Annotated in this window: 17 protein-coding genes; 7 read left to right on the top strand and 10 right to left on the bottom strand. The window is 55.1% G+C overall.

Annotation, left to right across the window (positions count from 1 at the left end; genetic code table 11):
* Positions 1–24 precede the first annotated feature (24 nt).
* Positions 25–1,107 (bottom strand): recombinase RecA, encoded by a 1,083-nt coding sequence (gene recA / locus HYT79_10780; GenBank protein MBI2071070.1) that lies wholly within the window; start codon positions 1,105–1,107, stop codon positions 25–27.
* 192 nt (positions 1,108–1,299) lie between these two features.
* On the opposite strand from recA, the gene HYT79_10775 reads away from it, so the two are divergent.
* From HYT79_10775 to HYT79_10765, 3 genes are all read left to right on the top strand, one after another.
* Entirely contained in the window at positions 1,300–1,692 is a 393-nt protein-coding gene (locus HYT79_10775) for a cupredoxin domain-containing protein (GenBank protein MBI2071069.1), read from the top strand.
* A gap of 347 nt (positions 1,693–2,039) precedes the next feature.
* On the top strand, positions 2,040–3,026 hold the full coding sequence (locus HYT79_10770; GenBank protein ID MBI2071068.1) for a hypothetical protein: 987 nt from the start codon (positions 2,040–2,042) through the stop codon (positions 3,024–3,026).
* Positions 3,027–3,042: 16 nt separating this feature from the next.
* On the top strand, positions 3,043–4,107 hold the full coding sequence (locus HYT79_10765) for a trypsin-like peptidase domain-containing protein (GenBank protein ID MBI2071067.1): 1,065 nt from the start codon (positions 3,043–3,045) through the stop codon (positions 4,105–4,107).
* A 4-nt stretch (positions 4,108–4,111) separates the two neighbouring features.
* Here the strand turns inward: HYT79_10765 and HYT79_10760 are convergent, their stop codons facing one another.
* Genes HYT79_10760 through HYT79_10735 form a run of 6 tightly spaced genes read right to left on the bottom strand, consistent with a single transcriptional unit; the run spans position 4,112 to position 8,828 of the window.
* Complete coding sequence (locus tag HYT79_10760; protein MBI2071066.1) at positions 4,112–5,011, bottom strand: TIGR01777 family protein; 900 nt, start codon at positions 5,009–5,011, stop codon at positions 4,112–4,114.
* Positions 5,008–6,357, bottom strand: coding sequence for a glycoside hydrolase family 1 protein (locus tag HYT79_10755; protein ID MBI2071065.1), 1,350 nt, complete (start codon positions 6,355–6,357; stop codon positions 5,008–5,010). The genes HYT79_10760 and HYT79_10755 overlap by 4 nt, the downstream gene beginning before the upstream one ends.
* Positions 6,354–7,094 carry an alpha/beta fold hydrolase gene (locus HYT79_10750; protein ID MBI2071064.1) on the bottom strand — a complete coding sequence of 247 codons (741 nt, stop codon included), beginning with the start codon at positions 7,092–7,094 and terminating at the stop codon, positions 6,354–6,356. Before HYT79_10750 ends, HYT79_10755 begins: the two co-directional genes overlap by 4 nt.
* Entirely contained in the window at positions 7,084–7,521 is a 438-nt protein-coding gene (locus HYT79_10745; protein MBI2071063.1) for a hypothetical protein, read from the bottom strand. The genes HYT79_10750 and HYT79_10745 overlap by 11 nt, the downstream gene beginning before the upstream one ends.
* Positions 7,522–7,529: 8 nt before the next feature.
* A complete protein-coding gene (locus HYT79_10740) occupies positions 7,530–7,907 on the bottom strand; it encodes a RidA family protein (GenBank protein MBI2071062.1) in 378 nt (125 codons plus the stop codon).
* A gap of 30 nt (positions 7,908–7,937) precedes the next feature.
* Positions 7,938–8,828 (bottom strand): PAS domain-containing protein, encoded by an 891-nt coding sequence (locus tag HYT79_10735; GenBank protein MBI2071061.1) that lies wholly within the window; start codon positions 8,826–8,828, stop codon positions 7,938–7,940.
* Positions 8,829–8,919: 91 nt separating this feature from the next.
* Here HYT79_10735 and HYT79_10730 point away from each other — a divergent pair, with 91 nt between their 5' ends.
* Genes HYT79_10730 through HYT79_10720 form a run of 3 tightly spaced genes read left to right on the top strand, consistent with a single transcriptional unit; the run spans position 8,920 to position 12,929 of the window.
* On the top strand, positions 8,920–12,246 hold the full coding sequence (locus HYT79_10730; protein MBI2071060.1) for a CapA family protein: 3,327 nt from the start codon (positions 8,920–8,922) through the stop codon (positions 12,244–12,246).
* 44 nt (positions 12,247–12,290) lie between these two features.
* Complete coding sequence (locus tag HYT79_10725) at positions 12,291–12,545, top strand: hypothetical protein (GenBank protein ID MBI2071059.1); 255 nt, start codon at positions 12,291–12,293, stop codon at positions 12,543–12,545.
* Positions 12,546–12,929 (top strand): type II toxin-antitoxin system VapC family toxin, encoded by a 384-nt coding sequence (locus HYT79_10720; protein MBI2071058.1) that lies wholly within the window; start codon positions 12,546–12,548, stop codon positions 12,927–12,929. It begins immediately after the preceding gene.
* 47 nt (positions 12,930–12,976) lie between these two features.
* On the opposite strand, the gene HYT79_10715 is transcribed toward HYT79_10720, so the two are convergent.
* Both HYT79_10715 and HYT79_10710 read right to left on the bottom strand, forming a co-directional pair.
* Positions 12,977–14,290, bottom strand: a complete 1,314-nt coding sequence (locus tag HYT79_10715; GenBank protein MBI2071057.1) for a DUF393 domain-containing protein — start codon at positions 14,288–14,290, stop codon at positions 12,977–12,979.
* Positions 14,287–14,769, bottom strand: coding sequence for a hypothetical protein (locus HYT79_10710; protein MBI2071056.1), 483 nt, complete (start codon positions 14,767–14,769; stop codon positions 14,287–14,289). Before HYT79_10710 ends, HYT79_10715 begins: the two co-directional genes overlap by 4 nt.
* A 39-nt stretch (positions 14,770–14,808) precedes the next feature.
* On the opposite strand from HYT79_10710, the gene amrB reads away from it, so the two are divergent.
* Positions 14,809–16,296, top strand: coding sequence for an AmmeMemoRadiSam system protein B (gene amrB, locus HYT79_10705; protein MBI2071055.1), 1,488 nt, complete (start codon positions 14,809–14,811; stop codon positions 16,294–16,296).
* Between the two features lie 2,379 nt (positions 16,297–18,675).
* On the opposite strand, the gene HYT79_10700 is transcribed toward amrB, so the two are convergent.
* Positions 18,676–18,840, bottom strand: a 165-nt coding sequence (locus tag HYT79_10700) for a ribonuclease P protein component (protein ID MBI2071054.1), incomplete at its 5' end; no start/stop codon positions are given.

Here is an 18,840-nt window from a genome sequence, read left to right as displayed (position 1 = left end):
AGCCGGACGAAACTCAATCGGCGTTTATGCTTTAACGAGTTCGGCTTTCTTCGCTTTTTTGGAGGAAGCGGCGGCCTCATCCGCGATGTCCTTGGCTCCCGCAGGCTCGCCTAGGATGGCTTTAAGCACGTCTTTTTCGATGCTTTCAAGCACATTCGGGTTCTCCCTCAGATAGGCGCGGGCCTGCTCTCTGCCCTGACCGAGTTGGGTTCCCTTAAGCAAAATCCAACTGCCGCTTTTCGTCACCACGCCGTACTGCAGGCCCATATCCAGGGCGCCGGATTCGCGGGAGATACCTTCGCCGTGATACATGTCGAATTCAGCCACGCGATAAGGCGGCGCCACTTTATTTTTGACGACTTTAACCCGCACGCGATTGGCCACCGCCACATCCCCCACCTTGATCGTTTCAATGCGGCGGATGTCCAAACGCAAGCTGGCGTAAAACTTAAGCGCCATGCCGCCCGGCGTGGTTTCCGGATTGCCGGCGAACGGTCCCATGCCGATTTTATTCCTGAGTTGGTTGATGAAAACAAGGCAGGTTTTTCCCCTCGCGATGGAACCCGCGAGTTTCCTTAACGCCTGGGACATGAGCCGCGCCTGCAAGCCGACAAATTGATCGCCCATTTCTCCTTCGATTTCAGCGCGCGGCAGAAGGGCGGCCACGGAATCGATCACAACAACGTCGAGAGCGCCGGAGCGCACGAGGGTATCCGCGATCTCAAGCGCCTGTTCTCCGGAATCCGGCTGAGAAATTAAAAGATTGTCGACATCCACTCTGAGCCGCTTGGCATAAGTGGGATCCATGGCATGTTCGGCGTCGATATAAGCCGCCTGGCCGCCCTGACGCTGGGCGCTGGCCACCACCTGAAGAGCCAACGTGGTTTTGCCGCTTGATTCGGGACCGTAAATCTCCACGATTCTTCCCCTTGGAAAACCGCCGATGCCGATGGCCAAATCAAGGGACAATGCTCCCGTCGGAATAATCTCCACGCCTTCCCCCTTTTTAACTTTTTCCCCCAATCGCACAATCGCTTCTTTGCCGAAATCTTTCTCGATTTTTTGAAGCGCCAGCTCCAACGCTTTAGCGCGGTCGTTTTGTCCCATGTCGCTCTCCTCCAAATTGCTTAATTTTTTCTGACGTTCGAAGTTTATCATTTTGCGTCCATTGCTTACGCGGCAAGGCCGATGGAAAAAAAATCCCTCGCTTTAGCGCGCAGGTTCTTGGACCGATCCTACCAACGCCCTTTCTTTTTGTATATAAAGAAAACCGATCGATCATATTTAAGGAGGACTGCCATGAAAAATAGAATCGTTTTAGCCGGAATCCTGATTGTTGCGGCGCTCTCAGCCGGGCTGCTCGTTTCCAAATCCGACGCCCAAGAAAAAGAAACCCAAGCCAGAGTGATCAAACAGTCCATCGTTAATATTGAATTCCAAGGAACGAAGGTTTGGGTCCCCTCTTATCTTGTCGTTCCCAAAGGCGCGAAGGTGGAACTGAAACTCATCAACGACACGAAATCAGGCGTCCATGGCTTCACCATCCCCGATTTCAACGTCAAAACGGAAGTAGCGCCGGGTAAACCTAAAGAACTGAGCTTCATCGCCGATCGAACCGGCATCTTTCCCATTAATTGCCATATGCATCCGGCGCATATCGGCGGGCAACTGGTTGTCCTCGATATCAAATAGTCCAGAAAGTCCCACATCTGTTTAGACTTTAGTCCTATTTTTAAATAGGACTAAGGACCCATGTCAAAATAGGCCCTTGGAACTAGAGTGATTAGGAACGCCGACGGACAAACGGTCCGTCATACAACAAGCCGGACCGGCCCGCGCTTAGCGCGAAGCCGAACCGGCGGAACGACGCTCTTTGAACGACAACTTGAGCATGTAAGCCGCCCTACATAGGCTGCTGGCGCAGCGGGCTTTTCAAAGCCCTGAGGGAACTGCGACAAACCTAAGCAGGACGACCGAACAACTTAGTTGATAACCATCAAGGGAACGGCTCCTCCCATGACGACGTTCATGGAGGATTCATGCGAATACTCGCTAGCGCGGCCGGCGCAAGCAAGATAGGCCATGTTCTTGCCTGCTTGCCGGCGATCATGCTGGCCTGCCTCCTTCCGGGCAGGGCGGGCGATCTGCGCGCAACGGCTCAACGGCAGAGCCAGACGCAACTAGCCAGAGGACCTCTGGTCTTTTTTGACGGGCCAGCCCCTGCGTCCGGCGTCCGGGTTGTGCCTATTCGCCCGAAAACCCTCTCCTTTAATGATGCGGCGCCGGCCGCTCCCGACTCCCCCGCGGCCAATGAAGACGCCCCCCGCCGAGGCATCCAGCCTGAGCAGACCTATAATTTTGCTTCCTTAAAAACAGCTTTACTCGAATCCCCGGAGCCCGTCAAGGATGCCGCGGACGTGTTCCTGATGATTCCCGAACAGATTCTGGCCAAACTCGACGCCATGGGCGTGACCATTATTTATCACCGGCAATTTTTCCGCGGCGATGTGCCCAATTGCAGTCCGTCGGGCAGCTATCGGCCTTGGAGCAAACAAATTGATATTTATTGCATGCGCCCCATCTCCATTTTGCTGGCGGAAACAGCTCATGCCATCGACCAGATGATCGGCGAAGGCGACTTAAAAAGCGCCGCTGATCCCGATTTCAACGCCATTTACCAGAACTATAGAACCGTCATCGACAAGCATGTCCGGGACCATGGGCATCGATCCTTCCGGGACCATCTCACCCGCTCGCATCCGGGGCGTTGGGATTATCTCCCCGGCCCCAATGACGATGATCCGGCTTTAGGCCCCCAAGGCTATGCCTCCATCGTTGAATTATTCATGGAAGGATTCATTTACCACTATTACAACCCGAATAAGCTTGAACGCCATTATCCCGAGTTGGCGCAATATATTTCCGCGGCCATTGAAAAGGCCCAAGCTCCCGAGGATGAACCCCTTGTGGCCCGAAAAGCTCTTGTTCCTTATTCCGCGGTCGCCATGGTCCTGGTGGACCCATAATTAAGGAGGCCCTATCATGAACAACGCGCGAACATTGACGAAAAGCACGATCGCGCTCGCCCTGTGCCTGGCCGTATCCAGGCTCGACGCCGCAAGCGACGTTGAACTCAACGTTATTTACGGCGATGACAACCGCCTCGATCTGCATCAAGTGGATGATCCCGAGCTATTGTCTTGGGCGGACTCGACCGTGGCTCTCTTTGACGCGAGCCGCTTGACTCTGGATGCCGAAAACGGCCGGGTGAACCTCAGAACCGACTCCTATGCCGACGATTACAATCTTTGCCATGGCGAGCCGTTCCGGGATCAAAAGCATGGGGCTTTTTGTTCAGGAAGCTTGGTTGGTCCCGATCTGGTCATGACCGCCGGACACTGCGTCTCAAGCGCAGGCGAATGCCAAAGCACGCGCTTTGTTTTTGGTTTTGCGATCCGCGAAGCAGGCGCCTTGCCGGAAAGCGTGGCCGCGAGTGAAGTGTACGGCTGCGCCCAAATTATCGGCAGCGCGGTTGTTCATAACGGGGCCGATTGGTCGCTAATCCGCCTGGACCGCCCCGTCAATAATCACCAACCCAGAACCGTCAATCGCTCAGGCACGATTAAAAATGGAACCCAGTTGGTCGTCATCGGACACCCGGCGGGCCTGCCCACCAAAGTCGCGGGCGGCGCCTGGGTCCGAGATTCCAGCCCGACGGGCTATTTTGTCGCGAATTTAGATACCTACGGCGGCAATTCCGGCTCCGCTGTTTTCAACGCTGATACCGGAGCCATCGAAGGCATTCTCGTGCGCGGAGAACGGGACTACGAGGATATCGGCGGCTGCCGCGTATCCAAAGTCTGCAAAAACGAAGAATGCCGGGGCGAAGACGTCACAAAGATATCGGCTTTGGCCCGCCTGATCCCATCGGCTCAAAATGAAGCGCTCGCCGACTCAGGCGATGAGGAAAGCTCGGACGCCTTGGCCATGGCTCCGGAAGCCGCTTCCGCGCCTATCATGAGATTCGTTCCGGTGAGCTTTAACGCGCGCTCATTATCATCCGCCGCATCACGCTTGGGCGCCCTCTTTGAGACAGGAGCGCGTTAATCGGCTACAGGAACAGCGACTGAAGGGCTTCTTTTAATTGCGAGTGGCGGAATGAATAGCTCAGGGCTTGGGCTTTTTTAGGCAAAACTTTCTGCCCGGTCAAGAGCATGTCCGCCATTTCGCCTAAAGCCAAACGCAAAGCAAAGGCCGGCGCCGGCAGGAAAGCCGGACGACGAAGCACGGCGCCGAGCGTCTTGGCAAATTCACGGTTCGTGACCGGATTAGGCGCAGTGGCATTAATTGGTCCCGATGCCGTCGGGTGATCGATAAGAAAAAGGACAAGGCCGGCCAAATCGTCGATATGCACCCAGGACATCCATTGATCGCCCGAACCCAGGGGTCCGCCTAAGCCAAGCTTAAAAGGCAGAAGCATTTTGGCGATCGCTCCACCGCCATGACCTAAAACAATACCGATTCTGATTTTAACGGTGCGCACGCCCTGACGCTCGGCGTCCAGGCATTCGTTTTCCCACTGGCGGCATAGTTCGGCTAAAAAATCGGAGCCGGGGCGCGAGTCTTCATCGATGGTTTCATCGCCGCGGGGACCGTAATAACCGACCGCGGAAGCATTGACGAAAATTTTTGGTTTCGGCGTCAGGCGGTTTAATCCGGCGACAATCGCCCGGGTCGAAGCGATGCGGCTTTCGACCAAAACGCGTTTTCTTGGCTCGGACCATCGCCCGTCCGCGATCGATTCTCCGGCCAAATTAATGACGGCGTCGGCGGCTCCCACCGCATCGGCCCAACGCGCGCCTTCGGACGGGTCCCAACGCAGATAACGCGCCCCGTCAAAAGCGCCTTGGCGGGAGCGGCTTAAAATGACGATGTCATAGCCTTCCCCCGAAAGCGCCCCGCAAAGACGCTTGCCGATGAAACCGCCGCCTCCGGCAACGACAATTTTCACGGCCTGGCCGCTCCGGCTTGGGATAAACGGTGGGCTTCGATGATTTTGCGATAAACGCCGGCCGCGGGTTTGGGGGCTCGTTTAAAGCCGTCGGCCCGGTCGACGCTGTAGAGGCCGAAGCGCATCCGGTACGTGCTCCACTCATAATTGTCGAGCAACGACCAATGCAAATAACCCAAAGCGCGGACTCCCTGGCGCACCGATTCATCAAGGGCACGCACATGCCCGCTTAAATACTCACTCCTCAACGGCTCGTTGCTTGTCGTGGCCATGCCGTTTTCCGTAATTAGGATGGGTTTCGAGTACCTACGCCAGGCCTTCACCGCCACTTCGCGTAAGCCTTCGGGATAAACCTCATGCCCCATATCTTCCCTGGGCCTGTCACCCTGGCGCGTGCCGATCAACGAGCCGAGGAAACGGCCGGTGATAAACTCCATTTCGGAATAGAGAGGAATCAAATTCAATGGAGGCATCACCAAGGGAAACGGCCGCACGTAAACCCGCGTGTAATAATTGATGCCGACGAAATCCAAAGTGTCCCGGTGTTCACCGGGCAGCGCTTCCTGAACGCCGTCCCAGGAAGAGAAACGGCCCGAAACCATGGCATCAAGCATGCTCCAATGAAAAAAATGGTCCCAACGCTCCGCGGCCCGGCGATGGCTCGGCTTGTCGCGGTAAGGATGGATGGCGTTGACATTATGCGCGATGCCGATTTGAAAATCGGGACGGCGGCTCTTGATGCGGGCATAGGCCTTGCGATGGGCGATCACCACGTTTTTCATGGCGCTCGATAGCAAACCCGTAACCGGCGTTGCAATCGCGCGGCGGCCGGGCGGAAAATGCCCTGTGCCCAACGATTGAAGCACGTAAACGTTGGGCTCATTAAAAATCATCCACCACTTGACCTGCGGGCCCAAGGCCTCCACCGCCACGTCGGCGAAACGAAGGAAATGTTCGATCGCGCGCTCATCAGCCCAACCCAATGGGCATAACTTCAACAGCCACGCGGGATTCGTGAAATGATGCAGGCAGACCATGGGCAAAATGCCGCTTTTGTTCAAGAGTTCGGCTTGGCGCAGGTAGCGGCCCAACACCTCGTGATCAATCCGATCGGGCTCGGGAAAAACGCGGCCCCACTCAACCGAAAAACGATAGGTGTTGACTCCCAATTCCTTAAGGCAAGCCAGGTCCTCGTCAAAAAGCTCCCAGGAATTCGCGCAGGCGCCCGAGGGCTCCCACTTCCTCTTTTTTTCCCATGCCCAGAGATCGGAATGAACGTTGTTGCCCTCAATCTGATAGGCGGACGTGGACACGCCCCATAAAAAATCCGGTGGAAAATAGCTCATGATTTGATCGTCTCCGTCAAAAAGGATACCACACTTTGAATCAGCTTCTCGCGGTGTTCGGAGAACTGATGGTCGGCGCCGCGCACGGTGACGAAGCGCTTGGGGCTGCCGGCCCGCACAAAAAGCCCCCGGCCCAACTCATAAGGGACCAACTCGTCTTGCGTCCCGTGAGCGATCAGCAGCGGCGCGGCGATCTTTCCCACGACGTTCATCGGATCGTGGACGGCCAAGGTCCTTTTAAAATCCCGCCAAAGCGCGTCCTTGGAGCGGATGTCCAAGGTCCGCGCCAAATCCCAAACTTTCTTGCGCGAACGGGAACCGAACCATTGCCGCGAGCCGGCCATGGGCGCTAAAGCGACGACCGCTTTGGCGCTACGGCCGCCTTGAGCCGCAAAATTCAGCGCGGCCCAGCCGCCCATGCTGAAACCCAAAACCGCCGTCGAACGCCTCTTCACTTGCGGATCGCGGTTGAGAATCCGCCAAAAATACGCGGTGTCTTGCAAAATTCCGGAAAAGGAATACTGCCCGTGGCTCCCCCAGCTGCCGCGAAAATGCGGCGCCAGGCAAACCCAGCCCCGGCGGACGAGGGCCCGCGCCACATCCACGTTCTTCTCGGCGCCGGGAAAACCGTGGAGCATCAACAGTCCGGGCCGTTTTTTTCCCTCTTGATCAGGCGCATAGCGAACGCCCACGCGTTTTTGCCCTTGAACGCTCAGCAAAACGCTGTCAATGCGCATGGTCGTACAACTCTTCCTGCAAAGCGGTGATTTCGGATTTCATGGCCAGGAATACCTCGATTTTTTTGCCGGTTAGGATTTTCAAATTTTCCATGGTTTCCATATCCGGGACTCTCCAAGAGGCGACGGCGAAATGCGCGTCATCGATAAAGATGGGCACCATGAAATGACGGCGGCATAAATCAACGGGGATAAAATCCTTGAGCTTATTTTTGTTGCTGACGACTAAAAGCCCGTTGGCGCGGCTGGCAAAAGGGCGCCCTACGGTGCGCGAGAGGGCGCGAACCAAGGGTTCCTCTGCGACCCAGCCCTTCTTGAGCAGGATTTCCCCGACTTCCTCTCCCGACTGATGACACAGCTCCAAGGCTTGATCCCATCGTTTCTGAGTGAGGGCGCCACTTTTGATAAGAAAATCGCCCAGGTTCATCCGGCAGTTTAACGAACGGCGAGGGCTTCGATTTCAATGGCCGCGCCCTTTGGCAAATTGGACACTTCGATGGTGGCGCGGGCCGGGTAAGGCTCTTTGAAAAACCGGGCATAAACCTCGTTCATGGCTGGGAAGTCCTGAAGATTTTTCATGTAGACCGTGGTTTTCACCACATGACTTAAGTCCAATCCGGCGGCCCCAAGAATGGCTTCGATATTCTTAATGGCGGCCTCAGCCTGAATTTTAATGTCGCCCGCGACCGGCTGCCCGGCGGCATCCGCGGGAATTTGGCCGGAGACAAAAACAAAACCGTTTTTTTCAACGGCCTGCGAATAAGGGCCGATGGCCTTAGGCGCTTTAGCCGTGATCAGAACAATTTTCGACATCAAGATATTCTACAGGAAATAACGAAGGGGCTACCGGCCCGAGCGCACGCGGCTGACCAGATTGGCCAGGGCATTGGCGAACATGCTCACAAAAACGATGAACAGGGCGTGCAGGAAAGCTTGCGCCCAGCCGATGGTGCCGGTCAAGCCTCGGTGCTCATAAATCCCCAGCAAAAAAACGGCGGATAAGACGGCGATGGCTGCGGTGGCCAAACGGTCGGTGTAGAGGCTGGCCGCCAACGGCGTCAGCACGAACAAAAGCCACATCGGCCCCCAAAGCGTGCCCAGCAAATAAACCAACGACCCCAGGCCCAAAAAATTGACCGGCGTGTGGAAACGCTTGATCCCATGATCCGAATGCCCGGGCTGCTGCGCCTGCCAGCCCACGAAATAATTGAATGCGACCAACCCGGCCAAAATCACGGTCGCGATGTACTTTTCATAAGTCTCCGCCAAGCCCCAAATCATGGCGGCCACGACCATCGCCACGGTAAAGGGCATGAAAAACCTGTTGATCAAACTGATGAATTGGACGTTGGCGGGCATGGGCACGAAACGCGTAATGTCTTGGAATGTCAGGCCCACGCCGACCGGATGGCCTTCCTCGCCCCGGAACACCAAGGTGCCGTAGCCCAGGAGAATGCGCTGCCCCCGCCCGTTGAAAACGCGGACCTCCTGCCGGTTCTTCTCATCGAGGGTTTTGCAGGTCTTTAGAATAATGTCCGCGATTTCCGGCTGCGCGCGGAAAACTTCCCGGACATGGCTTTGCCGGATCGCGCGGCTTTCAACAGCCAAGATGCGCTCGGCCGAACGGTTGAAAACAAGAACGGAGCCGTCAAGATCAGTGACGATAAGACCGCCCGGCAGGCTGTCCAATACGGACTCATGCAGACCAATAACGCGAACGTCTTTTGTAGGCACTCTTCCCCCCTCTGCTTAATTATAGACCTTAAACTCCCGGACGCAAGGTAAGCCTGCTCACAACTTGAGTTATTTAAGTTATAAATCACGCATGGTTCGCAAGCTGATCGCCTGGTATCGCAAGAACAAACGGGACCTGCCGTGGCGCAAAACGCGCGATCCTTACCGCATCATGGTATCGGAATTCATGCTGGTGCAGACGACGGTGGCGACCGTCGTCAAACGATACGAGCTATTTTTGAAAGAATTCCCAACGATACAAACCTTGGCCGAAGCCCCCTTGTGGAAAGTCAAAAAAGCCTGGACCGGCTTGGGTTACAACAGCCGCGCCGTCAATCTTCATCGCGCGGCGCAGGAAATCGTGCGCCAAGGAAATTTTCCCGCAAATCCCGAAGATCTGAAAACCTTGCCCGGGTTCGGCCCATATTTAGCGAACGCCGTTTCCAGCATCGCTTTTGAGGCCCCGGCGCCGGTGCTCGACACCAATGTCCGGCGGGTCATTTTAAGACTCCTCAACACCGAAGACCCCGGAACCCTGGACGCGATGCTGGTTGAAAGCCGGGCGCTGCCCTCAGAATTCAATCAAGCCATGATGGAATTAGGAGCGCTGATCTGCCGGGCGCGCGAACCCCGATGCCACGCATGCCCGGTGCGCGCTTTCTGCGCCACCGAGGGCGTTCATCCTGTTGAGCAAAAACCGGCCGCGAGCCAAAAGCTGGAACTCTTCATCCGGGTTCATCAAGATAAAACCGGCCGGGTTCTGCTTGAACGCCGTGGGCCCGGCGAAAAATTTCTAAAGAATACCTGGGGCCTGCCTGCGACGGTCATCGATCGATGCCCGCCGGGCAACGGATTGAAAACCCTCACGCACGCCATTATGCGCTGGCGCATCCACGCGCATGTCGATCACGCGCAAAGCGACGGACTGAAAACAACCGATGCGAACAAAAAGTGGGTTCCGGAAAAACAATTGGGGCGCTATCTTTTCTCCTCGCTTTGGTGGAAGGCGCTGACCGGTTCGATTCTGCTCGCGCTGGCCGGATGCGCTTCGCCCAAAGTTAAGGATCAGCCTGCGACGCAAAAACTGGCCGTTGAAATCCCGGTTCCCGAAGAGCCGGCTCCTGCCGCGGCTAAGCCCAAAGAAACCATGACGGTCGTCGCCGCCGGCGATGTTTTATTGGCCAGCATGAGCCCGGAACCCCCTTCGTTGCCGCCGCATGACGGACGGGGGCTCTATGATGAAGTCAAGCCTTATTTAAAAGGCGACATTATTTTCGCCAATCTCGAAAGCGCGGTCACGGACAACTGCTCGACGGAAAAATGCCGCAAATCCGCAAACAAGAAAGGCAAAACGGCGAATATTTCCCCCAAAGGCTGCTATCAATTCGCGACGCCCGCCCGCTACGCCAAAACCATGATTGAAGCGGGCTTCAATGTCGTCAGTATCAACAATAATCACAGCCTTGATTGCGGCGGCCAAGGGTATTTGGATATGGTCACGACCCTCAACAACATCGGCCTTCGATATGCCGGCAAAAAAAATGAAATCGCCGAATTTTATGTGGCGGGCGCAAGCGCGGCCGTGATCGCCTTTGGGTTTACCGGCGGCCGGGAATTCCCCAGCGTCTTGAACATCCCCGAAGCCGTTTTGTCGGTCGCAAACCTCAAGGCCAGATTCCCCATCGTCATCGTTTCTTTCCATGGAGGCGCCGAAGGGTTGGACGCGATGCGCCTGCCTCAAGGCATGGAAATTTTTGAAAACACCAAACGCGGCGATTTGCGCGCCTTCGCCCATGCGCTCGTCGACGCCGGCGCCGCGCTCGTCATCGGGCACGGCCCCCATGTGCCGCGCGCCATGGAGCTTTATAAAAACCGCCTCATCGCCTACAGCCTGGGCAATTTCCAGACCTACGGCAAAATGAACCTGGCCGATCAACGAGCCTATGCGCCGATGCTGAGCGTGGAACTGCATGTCCGCGACGGCTCCTTCCGGGGGGGCCGCATCGTGTCTTTTATTCAGAAGGAACCCGGGATCCCCCTGTTCGACCCGCAAGTCAGAGCAGCCAAGCTCATTAAAGAGCTCGGCCGCAAAGACATCGCCAATAACCTGCTCGAGATCGCGCCCGACGGCGGGCTCAAAGCGCTGGAGGAGCCTAAAAAATACATTCCTCCGGTCAAACGCGTCCCCATCGGCGCGACAGCCAAATCCAAAAACAACGATTTCCGAATGACGCTGTCCGCGCGTTTCCAGCACTACAACCGCAGCCCGGAGCATCCTCGAGACCGCTATGACGTCATGGTTCAATCGCCTAAATCCGCCGGCTTCAGACCCGATGGAACAAAGGCCTATGTGAATTCTCTCGAAGGCTTCACCACCGTCGCTTATGATCCGGTCGCCTTAAAACAACTGGGCACGATTCGCCATTGTTTCGATGAAAAAAACGCCGGTTTGATCTCGTCCCAAAAACCATTCGACTACGCCTTCATCGTCAAGCCCAAAAGCGGCGATGTCGACCATTTTTGCGGAAAGCCCGTTGAAATGGCCTTCTCTCATGAAGGCCGCTTTCTCTGGGTTTCTTATTACCGGCGCGATTACGACGAATTTTCCCAGAACCCTTCGGCGGTTGCGGTCATCGATACGCAAACCGATGCTATTGTAACGGTATTGCCCTCCGGACCCATACCCAAATTCATCACGCCTTCGCCGGACGGACGCTGGATGGCGTTTGTTCACTGGGGCGACAATACCGTGGGTTTCGTGGATATCAGAGGGGCCGATCCTTCCAAATTCCGGCTCTCCCATCTGGTCGCCGTTGAAAAACGCCTGAATTTAAGCGATCTGGAAACCGAAACAAACGGCGAAAAAATCGACCGCGACAGCGAATGCGGGCTTTGTTTGCGCGGCGCCGCCTTCACGAAAGACAGCCGCCACCTGCTGATCGGACGCCTCAAGGGCGGCGGCGTGGCCGTGATCGACGTGGCCAAGCGCCGCTATATCGGCACGGTTTGGGGCATGAGGCCCACGCCGCGACACTTGGTGCTTCATCCCGATGGTAAATGGCTTTATACCAGTTCGAATGTCAGCGGTTATATTTCCAAATTAAACGTTCAGGAAATCATCGGTAACGCTTCAGGCAGTCATGAGGTAAAACCCGCAGCCGAAGTTTTTGCCGGGTCGGGTGCGCGCACCATTGATTTGAGTCCGAATGGACGCTGGGTGTTCGCCGCAGTCAACACGGATTCAAAACTCGTCGCATTGAACGCCGAGAATTTGACGAAAGTCGCCGAAGTTCCGGCTGATTCTTTTCCCGTGGGCCTGGCCGTTTCTCCGGACAATGCCCAGGTCTGGGTCACCTCGCAAGGCCGCGAGCTTCATGGCGGCAATTCGGTGTCCGTTTACCGGATCGAAACCGAATAATCGCCCCCCTTGTTTTGCCTGCATTTAGTGCCTATAATGTAGGCATGGAAAGCATTCACTATATTCAATATACGATCCGGTCCGTGCCCGGCGATCTCGACAAGGCCCTGCGGATCAAAGCCAAAAAATCCGGGAAGAGCTTGAATCGTTTAATCCTGGAATCCCTGGCAAAAGGAGCGGGCTTGCAACAGGAACTGCATAACGATTTGGATCATTTTTTCGGCAGTTGGGTTGAAGATCCGCGGGTAGATCAGGCGCTTAAAGCGCAAAGAAAAATCGACTCGAAACTGTGGAAATAAATGCGCCTCGCTTTGGATACTTCCGGTTATAGCGCCGCGGGCAGAGGTCAGGAAAAACCCGCGCGTGCTCTCAAAGCAGCGGATGAAATTTATGTTCCTTTTATTACGCTGGCGGAGCTTCGAGCCGGTTTTGCCGTCGGGGGCGCCGGAAAAAAGAACGAAGCCAAGCTCATTGAATTTTTAAATTCCCCGCGCGTACGGATTTTATATGCGGACGAACAGACGACGCATCATTACGCCGGCATCTTCGCCTACCTGAAAAACAAAGGAACTCCCATTCCCACCAACGACCTTTGGATTGCGGCTCTAGCGCTTGAGCACGATCTACCGCTATTAACCACGGATTCTCACTTTTCAAAAATTCCGCAACTCGCCACTCTCTAAAACCGTCCATCAGCGACACTTGAACTCTGACCTTCCCTCAAACACCTTCAGCCTTTACTTTTGCCGCTTTCTGCAATCAAACAAGCATTATCCCGGCAAGCCCTAAACGCATGAAACCCGAAACGGTTGCGGGCCACCCAATCATACGCGGGCTCGCCGATGAATTTTAAACCGGGGATATTAACAACCAACGCCATGGGCCAAAGCATGGGTAAACAAACGGTCAACCGCCGAAACGCATGAAAACCGCCGGATAAGCGTCCATCGGACTCAAGCAAATACATCCGGGCGCGGCAGGCTTCATTGGTCAATGAAGAATGCAGAGCCGCCGTATCCGTTGTCCTAAAATCCACGGGCTCGAGGCGGCCGGTCGGATCTAAGACGCGCACGCGGGCCAACGCCGCTTGGCAAAACCCGCAATCGCCGTCGAAAATCAAACGATGGCGGCCCCAGGCCTTGGCCCAGGCCTTGCGGCGGCGCTCGATCCATCCGACGAGATGTTCGGGGTCAATAAACAACATCAACATGGGGATGAACAGAAAAAAGAAAATCGTGGGCACATGCATGGTCACGACCAGCATGATATGGAAAAAAATCCAGGCCAGGATGGCGAACACCCTTGTTTTTTTCCAAAAAAGCCATAACGGCGAGGTAAATTCAAAGGCCAGGATCGCGCCCTCAAGCCAATCGCATAACACCGGCGAAGCGGCCAGCAGGGACCGGCCCGGGAACTGCTTCATCACCCCGCCGTCGGGGTAATGCATCAGGTAATAATACGGCTGATCCGACAGCCAATTGCCCTGGGGCCAACATTTCCATAAAGCCGTGTAAAAATAAAAGCTCGCCAAAACCATCTGCAGCAGCCGCTGAATGTGAAACGGACGCTTCTTGCGCCAGGGTTCGGGATCACCGCGAATCAGGCTGTCGATGGAAAAAGAATCCCCTAAATAAGGGCACCAAAAAACTAAAAAAAAGACCACCAGAAACATGTCCCAGGACAGCGTGCCGATATGAAGCGAATTGCGGGCATAAAAATAATAGGAGCTCAAATATAAAATCGCGCCGCTGGCAGGCGTCAAAAAACCGATAAAGAAAAAGACGAGCGAAACAACGAACGCCCCGGCCATGGCCCAAACAACCCAATCGGGATGCTTGGCCACCCATTCCAAAACAGGAATCGGAAAAAACGAGGCATTGTACTCCCGAAAAGAAACGGATAAATAATTATCCCCCATCTCAAAAAACGTGGGCAGAACATGAAACCCAACGGTCCAGGCAACGGCCATGCGAAAAAGAGACAGGCTCAAGGAAGAACGCTCCTCTAAAAATAAAGAATCCCAGGCGCGAGAGAGCGTATTCAACCCTGCCTCGGCAGAAAGGCCCGGCCTTCCTTGTCGCATTGATAAAGAGGCCCCATTTGCTTCAAATCCGGGGTTTTGGACAACGCGGGCCAAATCGCGCGCATCACGGCAAAACCATCGTACTCGGGAAATTTGCGCTTTAAATACCGGCAGAAATCCGGGCCGCGCTGCGCGTTTAAAACGGAAACCATCATATTGCGGTGAATATTGTCATAACCCAGCCAGCGGGTTTCAAAAATGCGATGGGGATCGATGAAAAATGCGATTTGGCCCTTGATGCCGTAGACCTCGGCCGTGCCGTAATTGTCATCGACCTGGTAGAACATAATCCAGCCCGCCGGAGGAAACAGCAATTTCAACTTGGGTAGTTCCTTGTTGAAAATCCGATTGAGCACAAAGGCGCGCGTGGACTCGTAATGAAAAACGAGGGTCCAAGCAACGACAAAGACGGAAATGGCGATTTTCTTCCAGCGAGACAATTCCCCCTCCTCTTACTACAATAGCCCAAGAAGGGAGCCATGTCCATAAGAATCTGCATCACCCTATTCTTATTTCTAACAGGCAATCTCCTACACGCCGAAACCATCGCCCCGCAAGTCGCCGGGGCCTTCTATCCGGCCGACAAGGAGCAGCTAAAGAGCATGGTGGACGATTTCCTCGCTCAAGCGCCCACACAAACGCTCAAAGGTGATCTCTTGGGCGGGCTTTCCCCTCATGCAGGCTATATCTACTCGGGAAGCACGGCGGCCCGTTTCTACCGGCTGCTCCGGGGTCGCTCTTATGACACGGCGATTATCCTGGCCTCCGGGCATCGCATGGGCATCAAGGGAGCGGCGACCATTCAAAGCGGAACATTCGCCACGCCCCTGGGCTCGGTTGCCATCAACGCGGACATGATTCAAACGCTCATGAAGCTGACGCCCCTGATCGAGCACAAACCCGAAGCCTTCCAGGGCGAACACGCGGTCGAGGTTCAACTGCCCTTTCTGCAAACCGTTTTAAATAACGCCAAATTAGTCCCCTTGCTCATGAACACCGACGACCCTCGCGTGGCTCAAGAAATCGGCGCCGCCCTGGCTAAAATCATGAAGCCGGGCAAAGTCCTGCTCATTGTTTCCTCCGATCTCGCGCATTACCCGCACAAAAATGTGGCCCGAGTCGTGGATCTGGCCACGCTTGAGGCCATGCGCCTGGCCCATGATGATCCGGAATACTTTTGGCTCGCCAATCGCATGCTCATGGAGCGCGGGCCCAAGAATATGGTCTGCACCTATTGCGGCGAGGCCGCGGCGCTGACCGCCCTCCATGCCGTCAAACCATTCAAAGGTCAAAGCCGTGTCCTTGGATACATCAATTCAGGAGAATTGGCTCACGGAGAGCCCGATCGGGCCGTGGGCTATGCCGCCGTCGCTTGGACGAAATCAGCGCCCGCGCCCCAACGCCCGCAGCTGACGAAAACGCAAAAAGACGCGCTGCTGAAACTTTCCCGGGAAGCGTTGGTCAATTACATCGCCAAAAAAGAAAATCCCAAGCGGGCGATCTGGAATGACTTGGAGTTCAATCTTCCGGCCGCGGTGTTTATGACGCTGCGCAGAAAAGACAGGCCTCATGCCGCGTCGCTGAGAGGCTGCATCGGCTCTTTAGTCTGCGATTTGCCTTTGGCCGAGGCGGTTCAAGCCTACGCCGTCAGAAGCGCGGTCGAGGACCCGCGCTTTCGCCCGGTCACGGCGGAAGAATTGAACCTCATCACGATCGAGGTCTCGATGCTGACGCCGTTTCGCAAAGTTTCTTCAGCCCAAGCCGTCAAACCAGGGCAGGGAGTGCTGATCCGGCAAGGCCGCAATTCCGGGCTTTTCCTGCCCTCGGTTTGGGAGGATATTCCCGATAAAACCGATTTCTTAAACGAACTTTGTTCTCAAAAAGCCCATTTGCCCGACGATTGTTGGAACGATCCCAAAACCGAAATCCAGGTTTTTGACGCTGAAAAATTCGGAGAAAAAAATTAAACGGTTTGCGCCTTTTCCCCTTTTGCTTATTTGGCTTATCAGTCCCAACCAAGCCAAGGGTCTCTCTCCGGCGTCGAATACCGGCGACGAAAAAACCATAGAAATTCTTTACACCTACGGATGGCGCCACGGCGTTAATCTCGATCTCCTGTCCACCTTCGAGGCTTTTCTGCAGACGTCAACGGCTTCCGTTCGTCTCGACAATATCGCGTTTAAGCCGGCCTATTTATCAAACGGCCGCTATCTTTTCGATATCCCGGCAAATTTTAAAAAAGAGAGCCTGCCCAACACCGCGCAGATACAAAATCAGGAGACCGTCAAAATTCTTGAAACCCGCGAGTCCATTCTCCTGGCTTACCCCAAAACAGAATACCCGCTTCTGGAAGCGCTTCTTCAAACAGCCGCGGACCGGTCCGGGGAAGGTTACAACCCCCGCATTCAACGGACAACCGCCACCTTGGCCATGATCAGCGATGCTACGAACGCGTGGCAACCTGTTTTGATCACCGACCCTAACGCAAAAATTGCCCGATGGCAGGCAAACTTGGCCCAGGCTTACCGGCTGACGATCAACGGCCGCGAAATACGCGTTGTCGCGATCGGCAAGCCCCGCCCGGGGCCCGCCGCCATTACAACAGCTCTTGAGAAACGCATTCAACGAAGCCCCCTGCCTAAATTGCTTATTTTTAAAGGCGGGGCTTTTCTGCCCAAAAAAATTAAATCCCATCGTCATCTATTGCTTGAGTCTCTTGAAAAACTCGGCTTCAGCATTTTTGCTCCCACAGCCGGCGATTTAAGCAATGACGACATGCAGCCTCTTCTTCGGGGCCAAAAAACAACATCGATGGATATCGTTGTTGCCAACGTCAAAGCGCTTGATGACACGGTCCCCTTCCACGCCAAAGCCTGGGTCGTCAAAAATATCGACGGCGTGCGGGTCGGCGTTTTTGCCCTTGTCCGCGAGAACGCCAACGGCTTATTCGCCTCAAAACATTTGCCTTATCGAGCGGAAGAACCCATCGCCAAAGCCAAAATAATCGTCGAGGAACTGCGCAACCGGCAGAAGGTCGATCTGGTCGTTTGCGTCTCCCATCTGCTCAGGCAAGATGACGCCAAGCTTCTCTTTGATGCCGTCGGCGTGGATATGATGATCGGAGATTCCACGGACGATCTGACAAGTTCGCGGCAAAACAATATCACGCTCGGGGATTGGTCCCAAGAAACACATCGCAGGCCGGCGCTCGTTGCCTTGATGCCCAATTACGGCTACGGCGATATCAAACTCGGCTTTCAAAAAACCCGTGCCGGCTATTCCCTGACAAAGATCGTTGAAACAGTCGCGCCGTTGAACGAGCGCGCTCCTGAGGATGAGCTGTTTTCTTCAATTCAAGACGAACTCTTGGGCCTGATTACCGAACAATATTCCTCGGAACCTGTGTTGCCCGATCCCAGAAATTTATGGCCCCAACCGCAAGGTTTGCCCAAACTTGTTTATGTGGCCGAAGAAATCTGGAATTTGACGGCCCAGATCATGCGCGAAACATTCGACGCGGAACTGGCTTTGGTCAAAATTCAGCCTTTGCGTTCCAATGTCGCCGGCGCTCCCTTTGAAGGCTTGGTCGCCAGTTGGCTGGATGACAAAGAAAAAATCGTCACGATGGACCTTCCGGGCCGCGATATCCGCGCCCTCATGAAACAGATGAGTTTCGACGACGTGCCCATCCATCCCAAGGACGTACGGCCCACGCGCTATTACGAAAAAACACGCTTGGCCGCGGCCGGTTTGGACCAAGAAGCCAGGGTCGCGGGCTTGCCTCTTAAAGACAATGAGCTCTACCGGGTGGCCGTTTCTCACAATTTGCTCAATGACGAAAAGTTGCCGGAATTTGCCCATGGTCAAAACATCAACAAGCATGAAACGACGTTGGACAAAGTCGTTCTCGCTTGGCTCAACGACAAAAAACAAACCCAAAATCCTGAAAATTACGCCGGTCACATTAAGCGGCTTTGCGAAGGCAAAACGCCGCCCAAGCCGCTGTGGCGGATTAACCTCAGGCAAACAAGCCTGCAATTAGCCAATACTCAAGTTGAACAAGCGGCGGCTTATGCTCAAGTGCCCAACGCCCGGATTCAAGCCATCAATCAAGTCTTCGCGCGCGGATCGCTCAAAATTTATTCCGAACTCATGATCAAACGATTGTCTTGGGATGCCGGCTTCACCGCGGATTACGGCCGCCTGACGCTCAAGCCCCAGAACACTCCCGCCATTAAAAACGAAACCATCGATCAAGCCTTGGTGGAAACCGAGCTCAAATACAAAACCATGGATATCGACGGCAAATTGCTTAAGGCGAGCGCCGGACCTTTTATCAGCCTGGCTTATGACACGGAGTTCACCAAGCCGCCGTTGTTAACCGGGCTGCCCAGGCGGCGCTTGGCGCGGTTGCGGTGGACGGCATCGCCGACGGAGGCGCGGGAGGCGACCACGCCCACACGGGCCGGGGCGGCTGACGATTCCACGGGGCGCACGCGCCAGGTCAGGAG

Source organism: Elusimicrobiota bacterium (genome assembly GCA_016180815.1).
Taxonomy (GTDB): domain Bacteria; phylum Elusimicrobiota; class Elusimicrobia; order JACQPE01; family JACQPE01; genus JACPAN01.
The sequence above is the reverse complement of the archived record's forward strand: the minus strand, read 5'-3'. Positions and strand labels throughout refer to the sequence as shown.